The sequence below is a fragment of the Stenotrophomonas sp. MYb238 genome (assembly GCF_009496535.1).
In the GTDB taxonomy this organism is placed as follows: Bacteria; Pseudomonadota; Gammaproteobacteria; order Xanthomonadales; family Xanthomonadaceae; genus Stenotrophomonas.
The window spans coordinates 45,423-69,768 of record NZ_WIDL01000003.1 but is presented as its reverse complement, the minus strand read 5'-3'; the positions used below and the strand labels follow the sequence as shown (position 1 = coordinate 69,768).

Here is a 24,346-nt window from a genome sequence, read left to right as displayed (position 1 = left end):
CATGCTCGCCTCGCCGATCAACCTGCACGCCTGGATCGAAGACAACCGCCACCTGCTCAAGCCGCCGGTGGGCAACCGGATGATCGACAACGGCGACTTCATCGTCATGGTGGTCGGCGGGCCCAATACGCGCACCGACTTCCATTACGACGAAGGCCCGGAGTGGTTCTACCAGCTCGAGGGCGAGATGGTGCTCAAGGTGCAGGAAGACGGCGCTGTGCGCGACATCCCGATCCGCGCCGGCGAGATCTTCCTGCTGCCGCCGCGGGTGCCGCATTCGCCGCGGCGCCCGCCCGGCGGCGTCGGCCTGGTGGTCGAACGCAAGCGCCTGCCGCACGAACTCGACGGCGTGACCTGGCACTGCGAGCAGTGCAACCACAAGCTGTACGAGGAATTCTTCCACCTGGGCAACATCGAGACCGACCTGCCCAAGGTGTTCGACCGCTTCCATTCCTCGCTGGCGCACCGCACCTGCGGGCAATGCGGCGCGGTGCACCCGCTGCCGGCGCAGGCCTGAGCGCCCCCCGCACGCAAAAAACGCACCGCCAAACGCCCCCCCGTAGGAGCGGCTTCAGCCGCGATAGGGCTTTACCGATCGAACCCTTCACCGCGCAAGCCCTATCGCGGCTGAAGCCGCTCCTACGACCGTGTGCCGCGGGCCGGCGGTACACTGCGGCCACACTTCAATGCACGCGCCCCGATGAACGAACTCCTGTCCCCGGCCCACGCCGCCGCGCTCGATGCGGCCGACCCGCTGCGCCAGCTGCGCGGCCAGTTCCTGTTCCCGCAGCACCAGGGCGCCGACCAGGCCTACTTCGTCGGCAACTCGCTCGGCCTGCAGCCGCGCGGCGCGCAGGCGATGGTGCAGGAAGTGATGGACCTGTGGGCGCGCATCGCGGTCGAAGGCCACTTCACCGGCCCGACCCACTGGATGAACTACCACCGCCTGGTACGCGACCAGCTGGCGCGCGTGGTCGGCGCGCAGCCGGTGGAAGTGGTGGCGATGAACACGCTGAGCGTGAACCTGCACCTGATGATGGTCAGCTTCTACCGGCCCACGCGCGAACGCCCGGCGATCCTGATGGAGGCCGGCGCCTTCCCCACCGACCGCCACGCGGTCGAGGCGCAGATCCGCTTCCATGGCTTCGACCCGGCCACCGACCTGATCGAAGTGCAGCCGGACGAGGCCAACGGCACGCTGTCGATGGCGGCGATCGAACGCGCCATCGCCGAGCACGGCAGGCGCGTGGCGCTGGTGCTGTGGCCCGGCGTGCAGTACCGCAGCGGCCAGGCGTTCGACCTGGACGCGATCACCCGGCTGGCGCGCGCGCAGGGCGCCAACGTCGGTTTCGACCTGGCGCACTCGGTCGGCAACATGCCGCTGGCGCTGCACGACGTCGCGCCCGATTTCGCGGTGTGGTGCCACTACAAATACCTCAACGGCGGGCCGGGCGCGGTCGCCGGCTGCTTCGTGCACGAGCGCCATGCCCGCGACGCCACGCTGCCGCGCTTCGCCGGCTGGTGGGGCCACGAGCAGGCCACGCGCTTCCGCATGGCGCCGGAGTTCGTGCCCGAGCTGGGCGCCGAGGGCTGGCAGCTGAGCAACCCGCCGGTGCTGGGGCTGGCGCCGCTGCGCGCATCTCTGGAACTGTTCGACCAGGCCGGCATGGACGCGCTGCGCGCCAAGTCGCTGCAGTTGACCGGCTATCTGGAAACGCTGGTGCGCACGCGCCTGTCCAGCGTGCTGCAGATCGTCACCCCCGCCGAGACCGAACGGCGCGGCTGCCAGTTGTCGCTGCGCGTGAGCGGCGGCCGCGAACAGGGCCGCTCGCTGTTCGAGTACCTGCAGTCGGTCGGCGTGCTCGGCGACTGGCGCGAACCGGACGTGATCCGCATTTCCCCGACCCCCATGTACAACCGCTACCGCGACGTGCTGCGCTTCGTCGAGGAAGTGGAAGCCTGGGCCGGCCCCTGATCCATCGGAAGCAATGACTTGAGCGTTTCCCCCACGCGTCACCTGACCCTGATCGGCGCCGGCCTGGCCGGCTCGCTGCTCGCCATCCTGCTCTCGCGCCGCGGCTGGCGCATCACCGTCTACGAACGCCGCGGCGACCCGCGCGTGGCCGACTACGAAAGCGGCCGCTCCATCAACCTCGCATTGGCCGAACGCGGCCGCAACGCGCTGCGCCGGGCCGGCGTGGAGGACGCGGTGATGGAACGCACGGTGATGATGCGCGGGCGCATGGTGCATCCGCGCGGCGGCGGCGCGGCGCAGTTGCAGCGCTATGGACGCGACGACAGCGAGGTGATCTGGTCGGTGCACCGCAAGGACCTCAACACCACGCTGCTGCAGCTGGCCGAGGATGCCGGCGCCCGCTTCCACTTCCACCATCGCCTGCACACGGTGGACTTCGATGCCGGCTACGCGCGTTTCATCGACGACCGCGACGACCAGCCGCAGGACATCCACTTCGACACGCCGCTGGTCGGCGCCGACGGCGCCGGCTCGGCGCTGCGCGCGGCGATGAACCGCAAGTCGCCGCTGGGCGAACGCACCGACTTCCTCGACCACTCCTACAAGGAGCTGGAGATCCCGCCCGGCGCCGACGGCGGATTCCTGATCGAACCCAACGCGCTGCACATCTGGCCGCGCGGCCGCTACATGTGCATCGCCCTGCCCAACGACGAAGGCACCTTCACCGTCACCCTGTTCCTGCCCAACGCGGGCGACCCCAGTTTCGCCACGGTGCGCAGCGGCGCCGAGGCCGAGGCGCTGTTCGCGCGCGAATTCGCCGACGCGCTGCCGCTGATCCCGCACCTGCGCCGCGACTGGGAACAGCATCCGCCCGGCCTGCTCGGCACCCTGTACCTGGACCGCTGGCACCTGGGCGGCAAGGCGGTGCTGCTGGGCGACGCGGCGCATGCGATGGTGCCGTTCCACGGCCAGGGCATGAACTGCGCCTTCGAGGACTGCATCGCGCTGGCGGACCTGCTGGAGACGCACGAGGACACGGCGCAGGCCTTCGCCGCGTTCGAGGCCGAGCGCAAGCCCAACGCCGCGGCGATCCAGCAGATGGCGCTGGACAACTACCTGGAGATGCGCGACCACGTCGCCGACCCGGCCTTCCTGCTGCAGCGCGAACTGGAGCAGGAGCTGCAGCGCCGCTGGCCGACGCGCTTCGTACCGCACTACACCATGGTCACCTTCCTGCATACGCCGTACGCGGTGGCGCTGGAACGCACCCGCCTGCAGCAGCGCATCCTCGCCGAGGCCACCGCCGGTCACGCCACGCTGGAGCGCATCGACTGGACCGCCCTGGAGAAGACCATCCACGCGCAGCTGGCGCCCCTGGAAGGAGCGCACTGATGGCGCGCGTCCTGCGACGGGCGACGGTACCGTCGCCGCGGATGATGCCGACGACTGGCCGACGGTAAGACCCCCATGCCCGATACCTTCCTGTTCTACGACCTCGAAACCTTCGGCCAGGACCCGCGCCGCACCCGCATCGCGCAGTTCGCCGCGGTGCGCACCGACGCGCAACTGCAGGTGATCGACGAGCCGGTCAGCTTCTTCGTCAAGCCGGCCAACGACCTGCTGCCCTCGCCCATCGCCACGCTGATCACCGGCATCACCCCGCAGCATGCGCTGGCCGAGGGCGTGAGCGAGGCCGAGGCCTTCGCCCGCATCAACGAACTGATGGCGCGGCCGCAGACCTGCACCCTGGGCTACAACACGCTGCGCTTCGACGACGAGTTCGTGCGCCACGGCCTGTTCCGCAATTTCTTCGATCCCTACGAGCGCGAGTGGCGCGGCGGCAACTCACGCTGGGACCTGCTGGACATGCTGCGGCTGGTGCACGCGCTGCGCCCGGATGGCATCGCCTGGCCGCAGCGCGAGGACGGCGCCACCTCGTTCAAGCTCGAACACCTGGCCTTGGCCAACGACGTGCGTCAGGGCGACGCGCACGAGGCGCTGTCCGACGTCTACGCCACCATTGGCATGGCGCGGAAGTTCCGGCAGGCGCAGCCGCGCATGTGGGACTACGCGCTGAAGCTGCGCGACAAGCGTTTCGTCGCCAGCCTGCTGGACGTGGTGGCGATGCAGCCGGCGCTGCACATCTCGATGCGCTACCCCGCCAGCCGCCTGTGCGCCGCGCCGGTGCTGCCGCTGGCCACGCACCCGCACATCGGCAACCGGGTGATCGTGTTCGACCTGGACGGCGATCCGCAGGCGCTGCTGGACCTGTCCGGGGAGGAGATCGCGCAGCGCCTGTACACCCGCGCCGCCGACCTGCCGGAAGGCCAGCAGCGCATTCCGCTCAAGGAAGTGCACCTGAACAAGGTACCGGCGCTGGTGGCCTGGAACCACCTGCGCGCCCCCGATTTCGAGCGGCTGTGCATCGACCCCGTGGCCATGGAGGCGCGCGCCGCGCAGCTGCGCGCGCACGGGCCCGAACTGGCCGAGAAGGTACGCCGGGTGTTCGCCCGCGAGCGTCCGGCCGAAGGTCCGCCCGATCCCGATGGCGCGCTGTACGACGGTTTCCTCGCCGATGGCGACCGCGCGCAGCTGGCGCGCGTGCGCGCCTGCCCGCCCGATGCGCTGGCGCAGCTGGAGGGGAATTTCCGCGACCCGCGCCTGCCGGAGCTGCTGTTCCGCTATCGCGCGCGCAACCACCCGCGCACGCTGGACGCCGGCGAACGGGCGCGCTGGGACGACTACCGCCGCCAGCGCTTCGCCACGCCGGGCATGGCCGAGCAGACGATGGACGACTACCTGACGCAGATCAGCGCGCTGCGCGGCGAACACCACGACAATCCCGCCTCGCTGGCCCTGCTCGATGCACTGGAGCAGTGGCGCCTCACCCTGCAGGAAACGCCATGACCGCCTATTTCAGCGACGCCAGCTTCAAGTTCCTGCGCGGCCTCGCCCGCCACAACGAGAAACCGTGGTTCGCCGAGCACAAGCACGAGTACGAGGAACACGTGCGGCAGCCGTTCCTGCGCCTGATCACCGACCTGCAGCCGGACCTGGCGCAGGTCAGCGCGCATTTCCGCGCCGATCCGCGCACCGTCGGCGGCTCGCTGTTCCGCATCTACCGCGATTCGCGCTTCTCCAACGACAAGACCCCGTACAAGACCTGGCAGGGCGCGCGCCTGTTCCACGAACGCCGCAAGCAGGTGCCGGCGCCGTCGTACTACATCCACCTGGCGCCGGGCGAGAGCTTCGTCGGCGCCGGCATCTGGCATCCGGAGCCGGACACGCAGCGCCGCATCCGCCAGTTCATCTTCGACAACCCCGGCAGCTGGAAAACCGCCGCGCATGCGCCGGCCACGCGCCGGCGCTACGAATTCGAGACCAGCGAGAAGCTGGTGCGCGCGCCGCGCGGCTTCCCCGCCGATTTCGAGTTCATCGACGACCTCAAGCACCGCAACTGGGTGCTGTGGCGCCCGCTGGACGATGCGGCCATGACCGGCCCGCGGCTGCGCCGGACCCTCGCCGCCGACCTCGCCGCGCTCGGCCCCTTCGTCGATTACCTGTGCGCGTCGCTGGACCTGGAGTTCTGAGCACGGCGGGATTCACGCCGTGCCGGCGGATTTGCGGCACCCTAGCCGGCAGTCGCCCCACCGGAGCCGCCGCATGGCCGCCATCCATCACCAGATCTGGATCGACGCACCGCTGGCCACCGTCCATGCCGGGCTGGCCACGGCCGGGGGACTGGGCCGCTGGTGGATCGCCCATACCGGCAGCGTGATCGACGGCGCGACGGTGCTCAGCCACAACCCGGGGCCGGCGCACGGCGTGGTGGCGATGAAGGTGCTGGAAGCGTCCGCGCACTGCGTGCGCTGGGAAACGATCAGCCGGCATCCGGCGCAGAGCCCGGCCTCGGCCTGGACCGGCACCGAGATCCGCTTCGAGCTGTCGCGCCGCGCCAGCCCCGGCGCCTGGCGCGGCCTGCCGCACGAGGGCGAGCCGATGACGGTGCTGGAATTCCGGCACCTGGGCTGGAACCCGGACAGCGAATTCCTCGGCTTCTGCAGCCAGGCCTGGGCCGAGACCCTGGTGATGCTGCGGCGCTGGGCCGAATCCCATCCCGACCTGCCAGCCTGAGACCGGAGCGCGCGCATGAAGAAATGGCTGCTTCCCGCCGTCGCCACGCTGCTGGTGCTGCTCGCCGGCTACGTGGCCGCCGGCCCCTGGCTGGCGATCCACGGCATCGGCAAGGCGATCGAACAGCGCGATGCGGCGCGCCTTTCCCGCCATGTCGATTTCCCCGCGCTGCGGGTCAACCTCAAGGCGCAGCTCGACGACCAGCTGGTGCGGCGGGCCGGCAGCGACATGCAGTCCAGCCTGTTCGGCGCGGTCGCGCTGGGCGTAGCCGGCCGCCTGACCGGCGCGGCGGTGGACGTGATGATCACCCCCGCCGGCATCGCCGCCCTGCTGCAGGGCCATGGCGTGTGGAAGCGCGCCACCGGCGATACCGCCGACGGCGACACCTGGGGTCCGCCCGCGCCCGCGCGTCCGCTGCAGGGTGCGCACGGACGCTACGAATCGCTGTCGCGCTTCACCGCCACCCGGCAACTGGACGATGGCAGCGACGTGGTCTTCGTGCTGACCCGGCAGGGCCTGCGCTGGCGCCTGACCGACATCACGCTGCCGCTGGACTCGCCGCGCTGAAGCCGGCCTGCCTGCCTGCATGATCCATGCACGGCACGGACTTTCGCACGCAATGCCTGACTCCGTCTTTGTCAGGCGTAGTGGCTGGAGAGGCGTGCCGGTCCCGGATGCGAACGGTATCGGAGAAACCCTGCATTCATCGCACGCACTCCGAGGACGGCGCGGTCCGGCATTGAGCCGATGGCCGCCTCTTTCCTGGCGGCAACGGGGCAGAACACAAGGCGGTCGACACGACGCGCGACGGTGATTTCGGCCCGCTGCCACGAGGCCGTCCGTGTCTTCCTCGGCAGTCATCGCGCAGCCTTGTCGCCGACGGAAAGAGAGCCTCGCCGCGCGGGACAAGCCGTGTCCCCAAGGGCATCACGGAAATCGGACATTCGCCATCGATCCACATCGTCTGCGGACGCGATCGATGCAACGCATGCCCAAGCCCACAAGGCGCGTGAAACCGCCAGCGCGTGCAAAGTGCTAGCATGCCCGTGCAGGCGATGCCTGCCCCGCGCGTTCCGCGCAGCCGCCAAGGCAGTTGCCCGCTCCGCTCCCTTTCCTGCGTCATCCGCTCCGGCGCATCCGGACGGCCGCTCAACGGGAGTATTCATGTACCCACACTCCACCTGCGGCAAACCGGCATCACGCCGGCCCGGCATCCGTTTCGGCGGGCAGGCATCGGCAGCGTCCTCCACGCCATGCGGCATGCAGGGAGGCAGGCTCTGAACCCGTCCACCCGGCGGACGCCTTCCGCGGTCCGTTGCACGTCCTGCGATGCTGTGTGCTGCCGCCTGACCGTGGTACTGGGCAGCGAAGACGTCGTCCCGGAGCACCTGACCACCCGGCTCCACGGCCTGCGGGTCATGGCGCGCGATCCGGAGGGCTGGTGCGTGGCCGTGGATGGGCAGCGGATGAACTGCCGGATCCATGCGAGCCGGCCGGCCGTGTGCAGATCCTTCGTCATGGGCGGCCCTTATTGCAGGTCCGTACGCGAGGAATACGCGCGCCCCGCAAGCGGCACCATCGAATCGACACTGGCATGAGGAAAGAAATGAGCACTCTGCGCAAGTCCGGCACTGCCGCACCGAAAAGAACGACCGCGGCATTCTCCAGCCCATCCCAGCACGGGCCATTGACCCGCGAGCGCATCGCCGAGGACCTGGCCGCGTTCGGCAAGGCCGGCGGAAAGATAGAAACCCTCGGCAACACCCCGTTGCGCGGCAAGGTCGAAAGCCCGAAACCCGCCCCGTCCGGCCGGGCCGGCAAGGCGCCGGCTGCCACCGACGGCACCGCAGGAAAACCCTGACCCCTCCCTCCCCAACGGACGACGACTTTGGCCAAGATCAACTATTCATTCGAAAAGCGTCAGCGCGAGCTGGCCAAGAAAAAGCAGAAGGACGCGAAGCTCGCCAAGAAGCGCGCCGACAACGGCACGGCGCCAGCCGATGCGGCCGACCGGCCGGCATCCGCCTCCTGATGTAGAAAGCGCACCGGCGCACCCTGTGCGCAGGTGCGCCCAGCCGCTTCAACGCGGGACCGCCCGGCAACGCATGACGGCGGTGCGCGGATTTTCCGTCAATGCCGCTTTGGGCGCGCCGGTGGTGCGACTGGGTACACCATGCCAGCAGGCGATGTCGAAAGGCAGGAGGCGGCATGCGGGATTCCATCGTCCTGACGCTTCGGGCGGGAAAGGAATCCTCCCACCGCTTCCAGCGGCTGCATGGCGCACTCCGTTCCAATGAAAAAGCCCGGCGTGAGCCGGGCTTTTTCATCAGGCGGTCGCAGGTCGGATCAGACCACGCGCACCTGGTCGGCCTGCATGCCCTTCTGGCCCTTCACCGCCACGTAGGTGACCTTCTGGCCTTCCTGCAGCGACTTGAAGCCGGACGATTCGATCGAGCGGAAGTGGACGAACAGGTCTTCGCCACCGCCATCCTGGGTGATGAAGCCAAAACCCTTGGCGTCGTTGAACCACTTCACGGTACCGGACTGGGACTGGGACATTTCAATGCTCCTTGTTACGGATGGAAGCCGCATTCGCGGCAGGACGCTGATTCCAAGGAGAATTGAGAAGCGGGTGCAACAGTGCAGAAGGCGAACCTCTACAGCATCGGGCCACGATTCAAGGTGACCCTTGTAATTCAGCACGCCCACGGTAGTGGCTTCTCGCGCGCAAAGCAAATGCGGGACCGGATCGCGGTTCAGTCTGAGCTCCTCTGCATGCGCCGCCGCGTCGTGTGCACGCGCTCCATACGGGCATGGTGAACTCAGCGCGGCACGGCGCGCGCCCATGCGGCGGACAACCGCTGGAAGCCGGCGCGCAGTTGTCCGCGCGCGCGCCATGGCAACGCGGCGAGCGCGGCGTCCACCGGCTCCGGATGCGGCATGCCGTTCCAGGCGATCGCCACCTTGTTGCTCATGTCCGGCTCGTCCAGCTTCAGCACGCGGCCGTCGAAACTGCGGCGCAGCCGCGTCAGGTGGGCGCGGGTGTCGGTGTCGTAGAGATTGCTGGCCATGACGCCGTCGGCGCCCAGCGCGGCGCGGCAGTCGTCGTAGAACGCCTGGGTGGACAGCGCCGCGGGAATGCCCTGCGCGTCGTAGGCATCGAGCAGCAGCAGGTCGAAGCAGCCGCGATGGCCGCGCAGCCAGTGCGCACCGTCGATGCACTCCACGCGCAGCCGCGCATCGTCGTCCGGGATGCGGAATTCGCCGCGCAGCGCGATCACGTCCGCATCGCTCTCGGCCACGTCGATGCGCGCCAGCGGCAGGTGGCGGTGGCAGAACTTTACCTGCGCGCCGCCGCCCAGCCCGATGATGCCGATGCGCCGCGGCCGCGGGTGCAGCCACAGCGCGGCGAGCATGGTGCGCGTATAGCCCACGTGCAGCCGCTGCGGGAACCAGCGCGACATGCGCGTCTGGGTGACGTCGCCACGGAACTGCAGTTCCACATGCCGCCAGGTGCGGCGGACGTGGGCGCCTCCGCCGCCGTTCATTCCGCGCGGTCGGCGTTGGCGATGCCGTGCGGCACGTGGCCGGCGGCGACGCTGTGGTGCTGGCGGGCGCTGTCGATGTTGTGCTGAGAATCGTCGAAAAAGATGTCCGCACCGAAGGCCTCCAGGAACGGTCCCTTGTGGCGGCCGCCGAGGAACAGCGCCTCGTCCAGGCGCACGCCCCACTCGCGCAGGGTGCGGATCACCCGCTCGTGCGCCGGCGCCGAGCGCGCGGTGACCAGCGCGGTGCGGATCGGCGCCTCCTCGCCCGCCGGGAACGCGGTCTGCAGCGCATGCAGCGCCGACAGGAAGTTGCGGAACGGCCCGCCGCTGAGCAGTTCGCGCGCGTTCTCGCGCTCGTGGCGGCCGAAGGCTTCCACGCCGTGCTCGCGCGAGATGCGCTCGCCCTCGTCGCCGAAGATCACCGCGTCGCCGTCGAAGGCGATACGCAGCTGCGCCGGCGGGCGGCCGGTATCGGTAGCCGCGGCGGCGGCGGACACCTCGCCGGGACCGCGCGGCAGGATGGTGGCCGCGGCGATGCCGTGCACCAGCGCGCGCCGCACCGATTCGGGGTTGGCGGACAGGAACAGGTCGGTGCCGAACGGCTTGACGTACGGCCAGGTCGGCTCGCCGGCGGTGAAGGTGGCGCGCACGATGCCCAGCCCGTAATGCTGGATCGAGTTGAAGATGCGCAGCCCGGTATCGGCCGAGTTGCGCGAGAGCAGGATCACCTCCACCCGCGGCGTTTCCACCGGCGCGCCGTCGTTCAGCGCCAGCAGCTTGCGCACCACCGGGAAGGCCACGCCGGGCTTGAGGATGTCGTCCTCGTGCTCGCGCTGGTAGGCGGCATAGGCTTCCACGCCCTCGCGCTCGAACAGGGCATGGCCTTCTTCAAGGTCGAACAAGGCGCGCGAGGTCACCGCGACGGTGAGCAGCCGGGGGGAGTTGTCGCCCATGAGGAAACCTGACGAAGGTGATGGAGTGGGAGCTGGAAGTCTAACCGGAAGCGCCCTTGTGCCTGCGGGAGAGAGTGCGGCAGGATTGCCAGGCTGCACGGAGAAGCCGCCAGGAAGGGGGGTACAGGATGTGCCGCATGCAGGTGCGCCGAGGGGCCAACGAGGTGTGAATGGATTGCGGATGGTTGACCATCGTGGTCTCCGCCCTCCCCTCACCCCAACCCCTCTCCCGGTGGGAGAGGGGCCTTGCGCCTTCTGGTAACGCAGGGAAAGCCCAATCGCGCACCCAGGCGCGCTCCTACGGTTCAGAACATGAACTGTTCGCTGAGGATGCGTTCTTCCAGATTGTGCTCGGGGTCGAACAGCAGCGTCACCCGGCGTTCGCGCGATTCGCGGATGGTCACTTCCACCACGTCGCGGGTCTCGTGCGAATCGGCGGTGACGCTGACCGGCCGCTTGTACGGATCGAGCACGCGGAAGCGTACCTCGGTCTCGGCCTTGAGGATGGCGCCGCGCCAGCGCCGCGGCCGGTACGGCGCCAGCGGCGTCAGCGCGATGGTGTTGGAGCCCAGCGGCAGGATCGGCCCATGCGCCGAGTAGTTGTAGGCGGTGCTGCCGGCCGGCGTGGAGACCAGTACGCCGTCGCAGATCAGTTCTTCCACGCGCTGCTGGCCGTTGAGGTCGATGCCGATGTGCGCGGCCTGCCGCGTCTGCCGCAGCATCGACACGTCGTTGTAGGCCAGCGAGCCGACCGTGGTGCCCGACTCGGTGCGCGCGATCATCTCCAGCGGCCGCAGGTGCGCCGGCTCGGCCTGCGCCAGCCGCTGCAGCAGGTCGTCGTCGCGGTGGTGGTTCATCAGGAAGCCGACCGTGCCCAGCTTCATGCCGAACACCGGCCTGCCCATGCTGCCGAAGCGGTGCAACGTCTGCAGCATGAAGCCGTCACCACCCAGCGGGCACAGCACGTCGGCATCGTCCGGCGCGTGGTCGCCATAGCGCGCGGCCAGGTGCCCGCGGGCCTGCTGCGCGGCATCGGTGCTGCTGGCGAGAAAGGCGATGCGGGGGGACATGGCCATCGTCGGTTGCCGTAGGGATTGCCGAGGATAACCCGCAATGGCCAACGGTGCGGCGGCAATCCGGCGCTGGCATTGAGGGCGCGCGGCCAGGAGCATCCTAGTTCCCGTCCGTAGGAGCGGCTTCAGCCGCGATTGCCTTTGCAACGCGCCCGGAAAGCATTCGCGGCTGAAGCCGCTCCTACAGGTGGAAAACGATGCGGGCGGACATGGCCATCGACGGGTGCCGTAGGGATTGCCGGGGATAACCCGCAATGGCGAACGGTGCGGCGGCAGTCCGGTGTTTGGCGCTGACCCTGCGGTAGACAGGCCGCGCGGCCAGGAGCGTCCTGGTTCCCGCCCGTAGGAGCGGCTTCAGCCGCGATTGCCTTTGCAACACGCCCGGAAAGCATTCGCGGCTGAAGCCGCTCCTACGGGTGGAAAGCATCGCGGCCCAGGCCGCTCCCACCGCAACACCCGTTGCATTGGCAGGAGCGGCCTGGGCCGCGACGTTTATCCGGCAGGTGCCGACTAACGGTCGGCACCCACCTGCCATCTTTCTGGAGCAAAGCCCCCTTCGTTGAGGGGGTGCAGCGACAGCCGCGGGGACAGGCAAGCCCGACGCGCTGCCGAAAGCCTGCAACGCAGGCTTTCGGGCCGGGCCGATGAAACCGGCCCGGCCCCGGGGTCAAACTCCGTGCGCCGCCAGCTGGCCCAGGCGCTGCACCGCGACCGAGACGGTGGGGTAGTCCAGCGTCTTCTGCTCGGCCAGCTCGGCCAGCATCGCCAGGGTGAAGCGCAGGCTGCTGTCGTCGCGGCCCAGCCAGGCGGCGACCTTGGCCTCGGCGCTGCCGCCCTTGATCGACAGCACCTGGCCGGCCAGGTTGCGCTGATGCGCGGCCAGTTCGTCGCGCAGCACGCCGCGGGCGACGGCATGCCAGCGGCCGTTGACCTCCAGCGCGTCGATCTGCTCGAACAGCCACGGCATCAGCAGCGCTTCGCCCAGGCGGAAATGGACCTTGGACACGTCCACCGGCTTGAGCTTGCGGGTACGGGCCAGTTCGATGATGTCGAACGCCGGCTCCAGGAACTGCAGCTCGGACAGCTGCTGCGCCAGCGCCGCCGGCAGGCCCTTCTCCTTCCACTGCCTGACGCTGGCCTCGTAGGCCGGGCGCTGCGAATCGGGCAGCACGCCCGAGGCGACGCGGATGTCGTTGAACGGGCCCTGGTAGCGCTCGACCGCGGCGGTAATGCCCGGCATCGCGCCCGGACGGTTCAGCAGCCAGCGCACGAACGAGCGCTGCAGCTTCCAGATCACTTCCAGCGCGTCGACCTGCACCGCTTCGGGCAAGGTGCCGTCCAGCGCGTCGATCTGGGTCCACAGCGCGCGCGCGTCCAGCGTCTCGCGGCTGATGGTGTAGGCCTTGGCGACCTCGGCCACGCTGCGGCCGGTGTCCTCCTGCATGCGCATCAGGAAGGTGGCGCCCATGCGGTTGATGGTCTGGTTGGTGACCGCGGTGGCGATGATCTCGCGCTTCAGGCGGTGGCCGTTCATCGCATCGGCGTACTTCTTCTGCAGCGGCTGCGGGAAGTAGCGCAGCAGCTCCTTGGACAGGTACGGGTCTTCCGGGATGTCCGATTCCAGCAGCTGCTGGAAGGCGACGATCTTGGAATAGGACAGCAGCACCGACAGCTCCGGACGGGTCAGGCCCTGCCCGCGCAGCTTGCGCGCGGACAGCTCGGCGTCGGACGGCAGGAACTCGATCTGGCGGTCGAGCAGGCCCTGCTGTTCCAGCGTGCGGATGAAGTGCTGCTTGGAACCCAGGCGCTTGACGCTCATCCGCTCCATCAGGCTGATGGCCTGGTTCTGGCGGTAGTTGTCCATCAGCACCAGCCCGGCGACCTCGTCGGTCATCGACGCCAGCAGCTTGTTGCGCTGCTCGACGGTGAGCTTTTTGGCGCGCACCACGTCGTTGAGCAGGATCTTGATGTTGACCTCGTGGTCGGAGGTATCAACGCCGGCGGAGTTGTCGATGAAGTCGGTGTTGAGCAGCACGCCGGTGTGCGCGGCCTCGATGCGGCCGAGCTGGGTCATGCCCAGGTTGCCGCCCTCGCCCACGATCCTGCAGCGCAGCTCGCCGCCGTTGACGCGCAGCGCGTTGTTGGCGCGGTCGCCGACGTCGGCGTTGGTTTCGGCCGCCGACTTGACGTAGGTGCCGATGCCGCCGTTCCACAGCAGGTCCACCGGCGCCTTGAGCGCGGCGTTGATCAGGTCGGTCGGCGCCATCGCCTTGATGCCGGCGTCGATGCCCAGCGCCTCGCGCACCTGCGGGGTGATCTCGATCGACTTCAGCGAGCGCGGGTAGATGCCGCCACCCTTGCTGATCAGCTTGGCGTCGTAGTCCGCCCAGCTCGAGCGCGGCAGCTTGAACATGCGCGCGCGTTCCTTGAACGACGTGGCCGCCACCGGATCCGGGTCGAGGAAGATGTGGCGGTGGTCGAACGCGCACACCAGGCGGATGTGCTCGGACAGCAGCATGCCGTTGCCGAACACGTCGCCGGACATGTCGCCGATGCCGACCACGGTGAAGTCCTGCTTCTGGCAGTCGCGGCCGAGCGCGCGGAAGTGGCGCTTGACCGACTCCCAGGCGCCGCGCGCGGTGATGCCCATGCCCTTGTGGTCGTAGCCGACCGAGCCGCCCGAGGCGAAGGCGTCGTCCAGCCAGAAGCCATGCGCGCGGGCGATGCCGTTGGCGGTGTCGGAGAAGGTCGCGGTGCCCTTGTCGGCGGCGACCACCAGGTACGGATCGTCCAGGTCGTGGCGCACCACGCCCACCGGCGGCACGATCTTGTTGCCGACGATGTTGTCGGTGATGTCGAGCAGGCCGTTGATGAAGCGCTTGTAGCAGGCCACGCCCTCGGCGAACCACGCGTCGCGGTCCACCGCCGGGTCCGGCAGCTGCTTGGCGTAGAAGCCGCCCTTGGAGCCGACCGGCACGATCACGGTGTTCTTCACCATCTGCGCCTTGACCAGGCCCAGCACCTCGGTGCGGAAGTCCTCGCGGCGGTCGGACCAGCGCAGGCCGCCGCGCGCCACCGGGCCGAAGCGCAGGTGGGTGCCTTCCACGCGCGGGCCGCACACGAAGATCTCGCGGTACGGACGCGGCTTGGGCAGGTCCGGCACCCTGGCGGCGTCGAACTTGAAGCTGATGTAGTCGGCCGGGCCGCCGTCGGCGCGCAGGCCGTCCTTGCGCGGCATGTAGTAGCTGGTGCGCAGGGTGGCTTCGATCACGCCGATGAAGCTGCGCAGGATGCGGTCCTCGTCCAGGCTCGACACGCCGTCCAGCAGCTTGACCAGGGTGTCGTGCACCAGCGCCATGCGCGCGTCGCGGCTGCCGCCGCGCGCCTTGACCACGCCCTCGAGCAGCTTGACGGTGGCGGCGTCGCCGCCGGCCAGCGCCTTGAACTGCGCCAGCTGCGCATTGGCCGTTGCCTTGTCCGCGGCCGGCGCCGGATCGAAGCGGGCCTCGAACAGCTCCACGATCAGGCGCGCCAGCAGCGGGTAGCGGTTGAAGGTGCCTTCGACGTAGGCCTGCGAGAACGGCACGCCGATCTGCAGCAGGTACTTGCAGTAGCCGCGCAGCACCGAGACCTGGCGCCAGTCCAGGCCGGTGGCCAGCACCAGGCGGTTGAAGCCGTCGTTCTCGGCCTCGCCGTGCCACACGCGGGCAAAAGCATCGGCGAAGGCGGCGCTGGCGGCGGCCGCGTCGATGGCGCCGACGGTCGATTCGACCTCGAAGTCCTGCACGTAGACCGGCGCGTCGTCCACCATCAGGCGGTACGGGCGCTCGGCGATCACGCGCAGGCCCATGTTCTCCATCATCGGCAGCACGTCGGACAGCGGGATGTCCTTGAGCTGGCGGTACAGCTTCATGCGCAGGCCATCGGCGCCGTCGCGGTGGATCGGCTGCAGGCTCAGGCGCAGGTCGTCGGGACCGGTGAGCGCGTCGAGCTGGGCCACGTCGGCGGCGGCGATCTCGGCGCTGGAGTCCTCGATGTAGCCGGCCGGCAGCGCCTTGCCGATGCGCGAGGCGATGCGCAGGCCTTCGCTTTCGCCGTGGCTGGCCACCAGCGCCTCGCGCAGGTCGTCCTGCCAGTTGCGCAGGACATGGGCCAGGCGCTTCTCCAGGCCTTCGGTATCCAGGTCCAGGCTCTGCCCGGCCTTCGGGCGCACGATCAGGTGCACCTGCGCCAGCGGCGAGTCGCCCAGCACCACGCTGGAATCGACGTATTCGCCCTGCAGCGCGTCGCGCAGCAGGCCCTCGATGCGCAGGCGCACATCGGTGTTGAAGCGTTCGCGCGGCAGGAACACCAGCGCGGAGATGAAGCGGCTGAACTTGTCGCGGCGCAGGAACAGGCGGCTGCGCACGCGCTCCTGCAGGCCGAGCACACCCATCGCGGTGCGGAACAGTTCGTCCTCGCTGGACTGGAACAGTTCCTCGCGCGGCAGCGATTCGAGGATGTGGCGCAGCGCCTTGCCACTGTGGCTGGACGGGCTCAGGCCCGAACGCTTCATCACGTTCTCGTAGCGCTGGCGCACCAGCGGGATTTCCCACGGGCGGCGGTTGTAGGCGCTGGAGGTGAACAGGCCGAGGAAGCGCTGCTCGCCGACGATCTTGCCCTTGGCGTCGAATTCCAGCACGCCGATGTAATCCATGTAGCCGCCGCGGTGGATGCGCGAGCGGGCGTTGGTCTTGGTCAGGATCAGCGCGTCGGTCAGGCCGCTGGTGGTGTTCAGGCCCTGCGCCGCCAGCCCCTTGACCGGGCGCGCCACCGAGGTGTCCTTGCCGCGCATCAGGCCCAGGCCGGTGCCGTTCTGGGCGGCCAGCACCTCTTCCTTGCCCTGCTTGCCGACCTTGTATTCGCGGTAGCCGAAGAAGGTGAAATGGTTGTCCGCGGCCCAGCGCAGGAATTCCTGCGCCTCGTGGCGCGATTCCTCACTCACCGGCAGCGTGCGCTGGCCCAGGTCGTCGGCCAGGGCCAGCGCCTTGTCGCGCATCGGCTCCCAGTCCTTGACGATGGCGCGCACTTCTTCCAGCGCCTCGTTCACGCGTTTTGCCACCGCGTCCATCGCCTCGGCCGGCTGGCGGTCGATCTCCAGCAGCATCACCGATTCCGGCGAACCCTCGCCGACGCCGGCCAGCTTGCCGGCCTTGTCGCGGCCCAGCGGGATCACCGGGTGGCCCAGCACGTGCACGCCCACGCCCTTGTCGGCCAGCGCCAGCGAGACGGTATCCACCAGGAACGGCATGTCGTCGTTGACGATCTGCAGCACGGTGTGGGCCGACTCCCAGCCGTCGCTCTTCAGGTTCGGGTTGAACACGCGCACGTTGGCCTTGCCCGGCTTGCGCACGCGGGCGAACTCCAGCATGCCGGCGGCCAGCGCCGCCCAGTCCTCGGGGCGATGCGCGCCGAACTCGTCCGCTTCCATGCGCTTGTAGAACGCCGAGGCGAAGGCCACCGCCTGCGCCTGGGCCGCGGCGGGGTAACGCTTGCGCAAAGCCGCAAATACCGGCTCCAGGGACAGGCCGGCCTCGGAAACACTCTGCTTGGCAGCCGGTTGGGATTTCGTTTTTGCGGACTTGGCAGCGTTGTTTTGCGATTTCATGGGTTGAGCTTTCAGTGGGCTCCTGGGGAGGCGCGATTGTAGCCCCCGCCATTTGAAGAACCTTGTTGCAGGGCCGCAATCGGGCTTTGCAGGATTCCACGAAACCCTAATCAAGCCATTGTTTACAAATGATTTTTCAATGAAAAACCATCGCCTTCGCAACGACGATAAAAAGTAGCGGCGAGCATCTTTTCGCGCCGCTTTACCAATTGTGAACTGGACGGTATAGTCCAAATCGTGCATCCCCAGCCCTCCCCATCCGCGCCCGTCGAGGCACGCGACCAGCGCGTGTTCGATGCCGTGCGCGAACTGCTGGCGACCCAGGGCATGCACCTGAGCATGGACGCGGTCGCCGCGCACGTGGGCTGTTCCAAGCAGACCCTCTACAGCCGCTACGGCAGCAAGCGCGAACTGCTCAGCCTGGTGATGCGGCAGAGCGCCTCGGCCGCGGCCGCGCCGCTGGGCGGCGGTGACGAACGCCCGCTGCGCGAGGTGCTGCTGGATTTCGCCCTGCGCTACCTGGAACACCGCAACCAGCCGCGCAGCCGCCAGGCCGCGCAGGTGATCGCCAGCGGCGTCCAGGAATTCCGCGAAGAAGCCCGCGCGCTCTACCACAGCAGCGCCGACGCGCTGCGCGACCAGCTGGCTGAATGGATGCGAACCGAGATGGCCCGCGGCCGCGTCATCCATGACGATCCGCATTTCATGGCCGAAATGTTAATAAGCATGATCGCCGGTCAGGATTTCGAACGACAACGCTTCCATGCTCCCCACCGCGACGACCCCACGTTGCGCCGCCGGTGGGCCGAATTCGCCGTCGATGCCTTCCTGCGCGCCTTTCCGGCGCCGCCGGCCGGCATCCCCGGCACTCGCTGAAAACAAAACTCCCGGAGTTTCCCCGATGACCTCCCCGCTCCGCATTCTCGCCCTCACCGGCGCCCTGGCCTTGGGCCTGACCGCCTGCAAGAAGCCCCAGGAACAGGCTGCTCCGCCGCCGCCGGACGTCGGTGTCGTCGAGGCCAGGGCGCAGACCCTGCCGCTGCAGCGCGAGCTGGTCGGGCGCCTGTCGCCGTTCCGTTCGGCCGACGTGCGCGCGCGCGTCTCCGGCGTGCTGCTCAAGCGCGTCTACGAGGAAGGCAGCGCGGTGAAGGAAGGCCAGCTGCTGTTCCAGATCGACCCGGCGCCGCTGCGCGCGTCGCTGGCCTCGGCCGAAGCGGCGCTGGCCGCGGCCCGTGCCAGCCACGCCAACGCCAGGACCACCGCCGAGCGCGCCCGTTCGCTGGCGCCGCAGAACTACGTGTCCAAGTCCGACCTGGACAACGCCGAGGCCGCCGAGCGCACCAGCGCGGCGGCCGTGCAGCAGGCCCAGGCCACCGTCACCAACGCCCGCATCAGCCTGGGCTATGCCAACGTCACCGCGCCGATCTCCGGCGTGGCCGGCAAGCAGCAGGTGACCGAGGGCGCGCTGGTCGGCCAGGGCGAAGCCACCCTGCTGACCACCATCGACCAGATCGACCCGCTGTACGTCAACTTCTCGATGACCGCCGACGAACTGAGCGCGCTGCGCGCCGCCCAGGACAAGGGCGCGGTGGCGCTGGCCGGCGACGGCAAGACCACCGTGCAGGTCAACCTGCCCGACGGCACGCCCTACGGCCACGAGGGCACGCTGGACTTCTCCGCGACCACGGTCGACCCGGCCACCGGCGCGGTCTCGCTGCGCGCGCAGTTGCCCAACCCCGAACGCACCCTGCTGCCGGGCTCGTTCGTCAGCTTCAAGGCCAATCTGGGCGAGCGCAACAACGCCTTCCTGATCCCGCAGCAGGCCGTGCTGCGCGATACCCGCGGCGGCTACGTGCTGGTGGTGGGCCAGGACGGCAACGTGGTGCGCAAGGACGTGGTGCTGGACAGCCAGCAGGGCGGCGACTGGCTGGTCTCCTCCGGCCTGGCCGCGGGCGACAAGGTCATCGTCTCGGGCGTGCAGAAGGTCAAGGAAGGCGCGCCGGCCAAGCCCTCGCCGTGGCAGCCGGCCGCGGCCCAGCCCGCCAAGCCCGCGGCCCCCGCGCCGACGCCGGCCAAGTAAGGAAAACGGGAATCCGCCATGCCTAAATTCTTCATCGAACACCCGGTATTCGCCTGGGTGGTGGCCATCCTGATCTCGCTGGGCGGCGTGATCTCGATCCTCAACCTGGGCGTGGAGTCCTACCCCAGCGTCGCCCCGCCGCAGGTCACGGTCAACGCCACCTACCCGGGCGCCAGCGCCGCCACCGCGGAGAAGTCGGTCACCCAGGTGATCGAGCAGCAGCTGACCGGCATCGACAACCTGGTCTACTTCAGCTCTTCCTCGTCCTCGACCGGCCGCGTCTCCATCACCCTGACCTTCGACAGCGGCACCGACCCGGACATCGCCCAGGTGCAGGTGCAGAACAAGGTCGCGCTGGCGACCCCGCGCCTGCCCTCGGAAGTGACCAAGCAGGGCGTGGTGGTGGCCAAGGCCAACGCCGGCTTCCTGATGGCCATCGGCGTGCGTTCGGACGACGGCTCGGTAGACCGCGACGCGCTCAACGACATCGTCGGCTCGCGCGTGCTCGACCAGATCTCGCGCGTGCCCGGCGTCGGCAGTACCCAGCAGTTCGGCTCCGAGTACGCCATGCGCATCTGGCTGAACCCGGAGAAGCTGCAGGGCTACCACCTGTCGGCCACCGACGTGTACAACGCCATCGGCTCGCAGAACCTGCAGTTCGCCGCCGGCTCGGTGGGCGGCGACCCGGCCCCGAACGGCCAGGCGTTCACCGCCACCGTCGCCGCCGAGGGCCGCTACAGCTCGCCGGAGGAATTCGAGAACACCATCCTGCGGGCGAACGCCGACGGCAGCGTGGTGCGGTTGAAGGACGTGGCGCGCGTATCTTTCGGCGCCTCCAACTACGGCTTCGACACCCGCTACAACGGCAAGCCGGTGGCCGCGTTCGCGGTGCAGCTGCTGCCCGGCGCCAACGCCCTGGACGTGTCCAAGGCGGTGCGCGCCAAGATGGACGACCTCGCCCCCAGCTTCCCGGCGGGCGTGAGCTGGTTCACCCCGTTCGACAGCACCACCTTCGTCAACATCTCGATCAAGGAAGTGATCCACACGCTGGTGGAAGCCATCGTGCTGGTGTTCCTGGTGATGCTGATCTTCCTGCAGAACTTCCGCGCCACGATCATCCCCACCCTGGTCATCCCGGTGGCCCTGCTCGGCACCTTCATGGGCATGCTGGCGATCGGCTTCACCATCAACCAGCTGACCCTGTTCGCGATGGTGCTGGCGATCGGCATCGTGGTGGACGATGCGATCGTGGTGATCGAGAACGTCGAACGCATCATGAGCGAGGACAGGCTCGACCCGAAGCCGGCCACGCAGAAGGCGATGGGCCAGATCACCGGCGCGGTGGTGGCCATTACCGTGGTGCTGGCGGCGGTGTTCATCCCCAGCGCCATGCAGCCCGGCGCCTCGGGCGAGATCTACAAGCAGTTCGCGCTGACCATCGCCATGTCGATGGGCTTCTCGGCGCTGCTGGCGCTGAGCTTCACCCCGGCGCTGTGCGCGGCCTTCCTCAAGCCGACCCACAACGACAGGCCGAACTGGGTCTACCGCACCTTCAACAGGTACTACGGCAAGCTCGAGAAGGGCTATGTCGGCACCGTCGGCAGCGTCATCAGGCACAGCCCGCGCTGGCTGATGGTGTTCGCGCTGCTGGTGGTGCTGTGCGGCTTCCTGTTCACCCGCCTGCCCGGCAGCTTCCTGCCGGAAGAGGACCAGGGCTATGCGCTGGCGATCGTGCAGCTGCCGCCGGGCGCGACCAAGAGCCGCACCACCGTGGTGTTCGACCAGCTGCTGGGCATGATGAAGGACGACCCGTCCTTCGAAGGCATGATGCAGGTCACCGGCTTCAGCTTCGTCGGGTCGGGCGAGAACGTCGGCATGGCCTTCATCCGCCTCAAGGACTGGGATGCGCGCGGCGAGACGGCGCCGGAGTTCATCCAGAAGATGAACGGCAAGGCGTTCGTCGGCATCAAGGACGCGCAGGTGTTCTTCGTCAACCTGCCCACCGTGCAGGGCCTGGGCCAGTTCGGCGGCTTCGACATGTGGCTGCAGGACCGCGCCGGCGCCGGCCAGGACGCGCTGATGGAAGCGCGCAACACCCTGCTGGCGGCGGCGTCGCAGGACGCCTCGCTGGCCGGCGTGCGTCCCAACACGCTGGAGAACTCGCCGCAGCTGCAGCTGAAGGTGGACCGCGTGCAGGCCCAGGCCATGGGCGTGTCGGTCAACGACGTCTATACCGCCATCCAGATGATGCTGGCGCCGGTGTACGTCAACGACTTCTTCTATGGCGGCCGCATCAAGCGCGTGAACATGCAGGCCGATGCCGCCTACCGCACCGGCCCGGAATCGCTGCGCAGCTACTACGTGCCCAGCTCGCTGAGCAAGGACTCCGATGGCCAGCGCTCGATGATCCCGCTCAGCACGGTGGTCAAGTCCGAGTGGATCTACGCGCCGCCGGCGCTGAGCCGCTACAACGGCTATTCGGCGGTCAACATCGTCGGCGCGCCAGCGCCGGGCGGCAGCTCGGGCCAGGCCATGACCACCATGGAGAACCTGGTCCACAACGACCTGCCCAACGGCTTCGGCTACGACTGGAGCGGCATGTCCTACCAGGAAATCCTGGCCGGCAATGCCGCCGCGCTGCTGATGGTGCTCTCGGTGGTCGTGGTGTTCCTGTGCCTGGCCGCGCTGTACGAGAGCTGGTCGATCCCGGTCTCGGTGCTGCTGGTGGTGCCGGTCGGCATCCTCGGCGCGGTGGTGTTCTCGCTGCTGCGCGGCCTGCCCAACGACCTGTACTTCAAGATCGGCATGGTGACGGTCATTGGCTTGGCCGCGAAGAACGCGATCCTGATCGTGGAATTCGCGGTGGAGCAGCGCGCCGCCGGCAGGACGTTGCGCGAAGCCGCCATCGAAGCGGCGCACCTGCGCTTCCGCCCGATCCTGATGACCTCGTTCGCGTTCATCCTGGGCGTGCTGCCGATGGCCATCTCCACCGGCGCCGGCGCCAACGCCCGCCACTCGCTGGGCACCGGCGTCATCGGCGGCATGCTGTTCGCCACCATCATCGGCGTACTGCTGATCCCGCTGTTCTTCGTCACCGTGCGCCGCGTGCTCGGCGACAAGCTGGACGAACAGTCCAAACAGTTCATCGAGCAGCACAAGGTGCGCACGGTGCAGCAGGATCGCTGATCCGACCGCACGCGCCACAACGACAAAGCCCCGGCATCGCCGGGGCTTTGTTTTTATGCCTTCTCCCATTGGGAGAAGGTGCCCCGAAGGGGCGGATGCGGGGCGAAGCCTCAGGCAGCCGGACATCGCGAGGGGCTTCGCCCCTATCTTCCCTCCCCCCGCTCCGCGCCCCGGCCCTTGCGCTGGCACAAGGCGTTCGAGGGGTAACGAACCGATGGTTCGCAAACTGCTTCTCTCACCCAGCAGAGAGAGGGGCTTTGCACGGCTTCAACGCACGCCGGTCTCGTTGCCGGCATTGTCGGGGCTTTTTTTATGCCTTCTCCCACCGGGAGAAGGTGCCCCGAAGGGGCGGATGAGGACTCGGGCGAAGCCTCATGCAGCCAGACATCGCGAGGGGCTTCGCCCCTGCCCTCTCCCCAACTCCCGCTCCGCGCCCCGGCCCTTGCGCTGGCGCAAGGGCGTTCGAGGAGCAACGAACCGATGGTTCGCAAACTGCCCCTCTCACCCCGCAGGGAGATGGGCTTGTGAAGCGTACTCAGCGCACGCCGGTCTCGTTGCGGGCGATGACCAGGCGCTGGATCTCGCTGGTGCCTTCGTAGATCTCGGTGATCTTGGCGTCGCGGAAGTAGCGCTCCAGCGGCATTTCCTTGGAGTAGCCCATGCCGCCGTGGATCTGCACGGCCTGGTGGGCGATCCACATCGCCGCTTCCGAGGCGGTGAGCTTGGCCACCGCGGCCTCGGTGGAGAAGCGCTTGCCCTGGGCCTTGGTCCAGGCCGCGCGCAGGGTCAGCAGCAGCGCCGCGTCCAGCCTGCACTTCATGTCGGCGATCTTGGCCTGGATCATCTGGAAGCTGCCGATCGGCGCGCCGAAGGACTTGCGCTCGCGCACGTAGGCCAGCGACGCCTCGTAGGCGGCGCGGGCGATGCCCACCGCCTGCGAGGCGATGCCGATGCGGCCGGAGTCGAGCAGGCTCATGGCGATCTTGAAGCCCTGGCCCTCGGCGCCGATGACGTCCTCGGCGCGGGCCACGTAGTCCTGGAACTCGATCTCGCAGGTGGCCGAGGCGCGCACGCCGAGCTTGGGCTCGGTCTTGCCGCGGCCGAAGCCCGGACGGGTGGTATCGACCATGAAGGCGGTGATGCCGCGTGCGCCCTGCGACGGGTCGGTCATCGCGAACAGCACGATGTAGCGCGCCACCGGACCGGAGGTGATCCAGCTCTTCTGGCCGTTGATCAGGTAAGACCCCTCGGCCTGCTTCACGGCGCGGCAGCGCATGGCGGTGGCGTCGGAACCGGACTGCGATTCGGTCAGGGCGAAGGCGCCGATCTCGCGGCCCTCGGCGATCGCGCGCACGTACAGCTGCTTCTGCTCCTCGCTGCCATGGCTGAGCACGGCGTTGCAGAACAGCGAGTTGTTGACCGACATGATGGTGGCGTGCGCCGCGTCGGCGGCGGAGACCTCCACGATCGCCAGCACGCTGGACACCGGGTCCATGCCGGCGCCGCCGTACTCGACCGGCACTTCGATGCCCATCAGGCCGTTCTCGCCGAGCAGGCGGATGTTCTCCAGCGGGTATTCGCCGGTCGCATCGTGGTGTTCGGCGCTGGGGGCGATCTTCTCTTGGGCGATGCGGCGGGCGACATCCTGCAGCATCAGTTGTTCGTCGGAAAAGCTGAAATCCACTGCACCCCTCCCAGGGCGTTACGAAGTTGCGATTGTAACTGTTAGGGCCGGAAACATAGAGGAGAG

At 68.7% G+C, this 24,346-nt stretch carries 18 protein-coding genes and 1 pseudogene; 13 read left to right on the top strand and 6 right to left on the bottom strand.

The genetic code is table 11. The features are described from left to right. Nucleotide 1: 1 nt before the first annotated feature. The 10 genes from CQ393_RS02965 (at nucleotide 2) to CQ393_RS18015 (ending at nucleotide 8,141) form a co-directional block, all read left to right on the top strand. The gene (locus CQ393_RS02965) at nucleotides 2-517 is read left to right on the top strand and encodes a 3-hydroxyanthranilate 3,4-dioxygenase (RefSeq protein WP_153190140.1); all 516 of its coding nucleotides are present in this window, start codon (nucleotides 2-4) and stop codon (nucleotides 515-517) included. A gap of 183 nt (nucleotides 518-700) precedes the next feature. Beyond that, nucleotides 701-1,975: a kynureninase gene (gene kynU, locus CQ393_RS02960; protein ID WP_153190139.1), complete on the top strand. Its 1,275-nt coding sequence runs from the start codon at nucleotides 701-703 to the stop codon at nucleotides 1,973-1,975. Nucleotides 1,976-1,993: 18 nt separating this feature from the next. After that, nucleotides 1,994-3,367 (top strand): NAD(P)/FAD-dependent oxidoreductase, encoded by a 1,374-nt coding sequence (locus CQ393_RS02955; protein WP_153190138.1) that lies wholly within the window; start codon nucleotides 1,994-1,996, stop codon nucleotides 3,365-3,367. 75 nt (nucleotides 3,368-3,442) lie between these two features. Continuing rightward, nucleotides 3,443-4,882 carry an exodeoxyribonuclease I gene (gene sbcB / locus CQ393_RS02950; protein WP_153190137.1) on the top strand — a complete coding sequence of 480 codons (1,440 nt, stop codon included), beginning with the start codon at nucleotides 3,443-3,445 and terminating at the stop codon, nucleotides 4,880-4,882. Next, on the top strand, nucleotides 4,879-5,565 hold the full coding sequence (locus CQ393_RS02945) for a DUF2461 domain-containing protein (protein WP_153190136.1): 687 nt from the start codon (nucleotides 4,879-4,881) through the stop codon (nucleotides 5,563-5,565). Before sbcB ends, CQ393_RS02945 begins: the two co-directional genes overlap by 4 nt. A 73-nt stretch (nucleotides 5,566-5,638) precedes the next feature. Further along, entirely contained in the window at nucleotides 5,639-6,109 is a 471-nt protein-coding gene (locus CQ393_RS02940) for a hypothetical protein (protein ID WP_153190135.1), read from the top strand. 15 nt (nucleotides 6,110-6,124) lie between these two features. Then, on the top strand, nucleotides 6,125-6,676 hold the full coding sequence (locus CQ393_RS02935) for a DUF2939 domain-containing protein (protein WP_153190134.1): 552 nt from the start codon (nucleotides 6,125-6,127) through the stop codon (nucleotides 6,674-6,676). A 686-nt stretch (nucleotides 6,677-7,362) separates the two neighbouring features. Beyond that, nucleotides 7,363-7,707 carry a YkgJ family cysteine cluster protein gene (locus CQ393_RS02930; protein ID WP_153190289.1) on the top strand — a complete coding sequence of 115 codons (345 nt, stop codon included), beginning with the start codon at nucleotides 7,363-7,365 and terminating at the stop codon, nucleotides 7,705-7,707. Nucleotides 7,708-7,715: 8 nt separating this feature from the next. Then, on the top strand, nucleotides 7,716-7,970 hold the full coding sequence (locus CQ393_RS02925; protein WP_153190133.1) for a hypothetical protein: 255 nt from the start codon (nucleotides 7,716-7,718) through the stop codon (nucleotides 7,968-7,970). Nucleotides 7,971-7,997: 27 nt separating this feature from the next. Continuing rightward, a complete protein-coding gene (locus tag CQ393_RS18015) occupies nucleotides 7,998-8,141 on the top strand; it encodes a hypothetical protein (protein ID WP_194269570.1) in 144 nt (47 codons plus the stop codon). Nucleotides 8,142-8,455: 314 nt separating this feature from the next. On the opposite strand, the gene CQ393_RS02920 is transcribed toward CQ393_RS18015, so the two are convergent. The 5 genes from CQ393_RS02920 to CQ393_RS02900 form a co-directional block, all read right to left on the bottom strand. After that, nucleotides 8,456-8,668, bottom strand: coding sequence for a cold-shock protein (locus CQ393_RS02920; protein WP_055764855.1), 213 nt, complete (start codon nucleotides 8,666-8,668; stop codon nucleotides 8,456-8,458). Nucleotides 8,669-8,931: 263 nt separating this feature from the next. After that, nucleotides 8,932-9,657: a transferase gene (locus tag CQ393_RS02915; protein WP_153190132.1), complete on the bottom strand. Its 726-nt coding sequence runs from the start codon at nucleotides 9,655-9,657 to the stop codon at nucleotides 8,932-8,934. Continuing rightward, nucleotides 9,654-10,610, bottom strand: coding sequence for a 5'-nucleotidase (locus CQ393_RS02910; RefSeq protein WP_153190131.1), 957 nt, complete (start codon nucleotides 10,608-10,610; stop codon nucleotides 9,654-9,656). The genes CQ393_RS02915 and CQ393_RS02910 overlap by 4 nt, the downstream gene beginning before the upstream one ends. Nucleotides 10,611-10,915: 305 nt before the next feature. Further along, nucleotides 10,916-11,686, bottom strand: coding sequence for an NAD kinase (locus tag CQ393_RS02905; RefSeq protein ID WP_153190130.1), 771 nt, complete (start codon nucleotides 11,684-11,686; stop codon nucleotides 10,916-10,918). A 664-nt stretch (nucleotides 11,687-12,350) separates the two neighbouring features. After that, nucleotides 12,351-17,330, bottom strand: coding sequence for an NAD-glutamate dehydrogenase domain-containing protein (locus tag CQ393_RS02900; protein ID WP_153190129.1), 4,980 nt, complete (start codon nucleotides 17,328-17,330; stop codon nucleotides 12,351-12,353). A gap of 237 nt (nucleotides 17,331-17,567) precedes the next feature. On the opposite strand from CQ393_RS02900, the gene CQ393_RS02895 reads away from it, so the two are divergent. From CQ393_RS02895 to CQ393_RS02885, 3 genes and pseudogenes are all read left to right on the top strand, one after another. Further along, nucleotides 17,568-18,206, top strand: coding sequence for a TetR/AcrR family transcriptional regulator (locus CQ393_RS02895; RefSeq protein ID WP_343199471.1), 639 nt, complete (start codon nucleotides 17,568-17,570; stop codon nucleotides 18,204-18,206). A 25-nt stretch (nucleotides 18,207-18,231) separates the two neighbouring features. After that, nucleotides 18,232-19,335, top strand: a pseudogene (locus CQ393_RS02890) (efflux RND transporter periplasmic adaptor subunit); the annotation flags it as partial. A gap of 93 nt (nucleotides 19,336-19,428) precedes the next feature. Next, on the top strand, nucleotides 19,429-22,596 hold the full coding sequence (locus tag CQ393_RS02885) for a multidrug efflux RND transporter permease subunit (RefSeq protein ID WP_153190126.1): 3,168 nt from the start codon (nucleotides 19,429-19,431) through the stop codon (nucleotides 22,594-22,596). A gap of 535 nt (nucleotides 22,597-23,131) precedes the next feature. Here the strand turns inward: CQ393_RS02885 and CQ393_RS02880 are convergent. Next, nucleotides 23,132-24,280, bottom strand: a complete 1,149-nt coding sequence (locus tag CQ393_RS02880) for an acyl-CoA dehydrogenase family protein (protein WP_343199470.1) — start codon at nucleotides 24,278-24,280, stop codon at nucleotides 23,132-23,134. Nucleotides 24,281-24,346: the final 66 nt, after the last annotated feature.

Excerpts from the sequence above, each read along its gene's own strand:
- CQ393_RS02900 (WP_153190129.1), bottom strand. The coding sequence starts at position 17,330 with ATGAAATCGCAAAACAACGCTGCCAAGTCCGCAAAAACGAAATCCCAA.
- CQ393_RS02945 (WP_153190136.1), top strand. The coding sequence starts at position 4,879 with ATGACCGCCTATTTCAGCGACGCCAGCTTCAAGTTCCTGCGCGGCCTC.
- CQ393_RS02940 (WP_153190135.1), top strand. The coding sequence starts at position 5,639 with ATGGCCGCCATCCATCACCAGATCTGGATCGACGCACCGCTGGCCACC.
- CQ393_RS02915 (WP_153190132.1), bottom strand. The coding sequence starts at position 9,657 with ATGAACGGCGGCGGAGGCGCCCACGTCCGCCGCACCTGGCGGCATGTG.
- CQ393_RS02920 (WP_055764855.1), bottom strand. The coding sequence starts at position 8,668 with ATGTCCCAGTCCCAGTCCGGTACCGTGAAGTGGTTCAACGACGCCAAG.
- CQ393_RS02930 (WP_153190289.1), top strand. The coding sequence starts at position 7,363 with ATGCGGCATGCAGGGAGGCAGGCTCTGAACCCGTCCACCCGGCGGACG.
- sbcB (WP_153190137.1), top strand. The coding sequence starts at position 3,443 with ATGCCCGATACCTTCCTGTTCTACGACCTCGAAACCTTCGGCCAGGAC.
- CQ393_RS02925 (WP_153190133.1), top strand. The coding sequence starts at position 7,716 with ATGAGCACTCTGCGCAAGTCCGGCACTGCCGCACCGAAAAGAACGACC.
- CQ393_RS02905 (WP_153190130.1), bottom strand. The coding sequence starts at position 11,686 with ATGGCCATGTCCCCCCGCATCGCCTTTCTCGCCAGCAGCACCGATGCC.
- CQ393_RS02935 (WP_153190134.1), top strand. The coding sequence starts at position 6,125 with ATGAAGAAATGGCTGCTTCCCGCCGTCGCCACGCTGCTGGTGCTGCTC.
- CQ393_RS02885 (WP_153190126.1), top strand. The coding sequence starts at position 19,429 with ATGCCTAAATTCTTCATCGAACACCCGGTATTCGCCTGGGTGGTGGCC.
- CQ393_RS02965 (WP_153190140.1), top strand. The coding sequence starts at position 2 with ATGCTCGCCTCGCCGATCAACCTGCACGCCTGGATCGAAGACAACCGC.
- CQ393_RS02910 (WP_153190131.1), bottom strand. The coding sequence starts at position 10,610 with ATGGGCGACAACTCCCCCCGGCTGCTCACCGTCGCGGTGACCTCGCGC.
- kynU (WP_153190139.1), top strand. The coding sequence starts at position 701 with ATGAACGAACTCCTGTCCCCGGCCCACGCCGCCGCGCTCGATGCGGCC.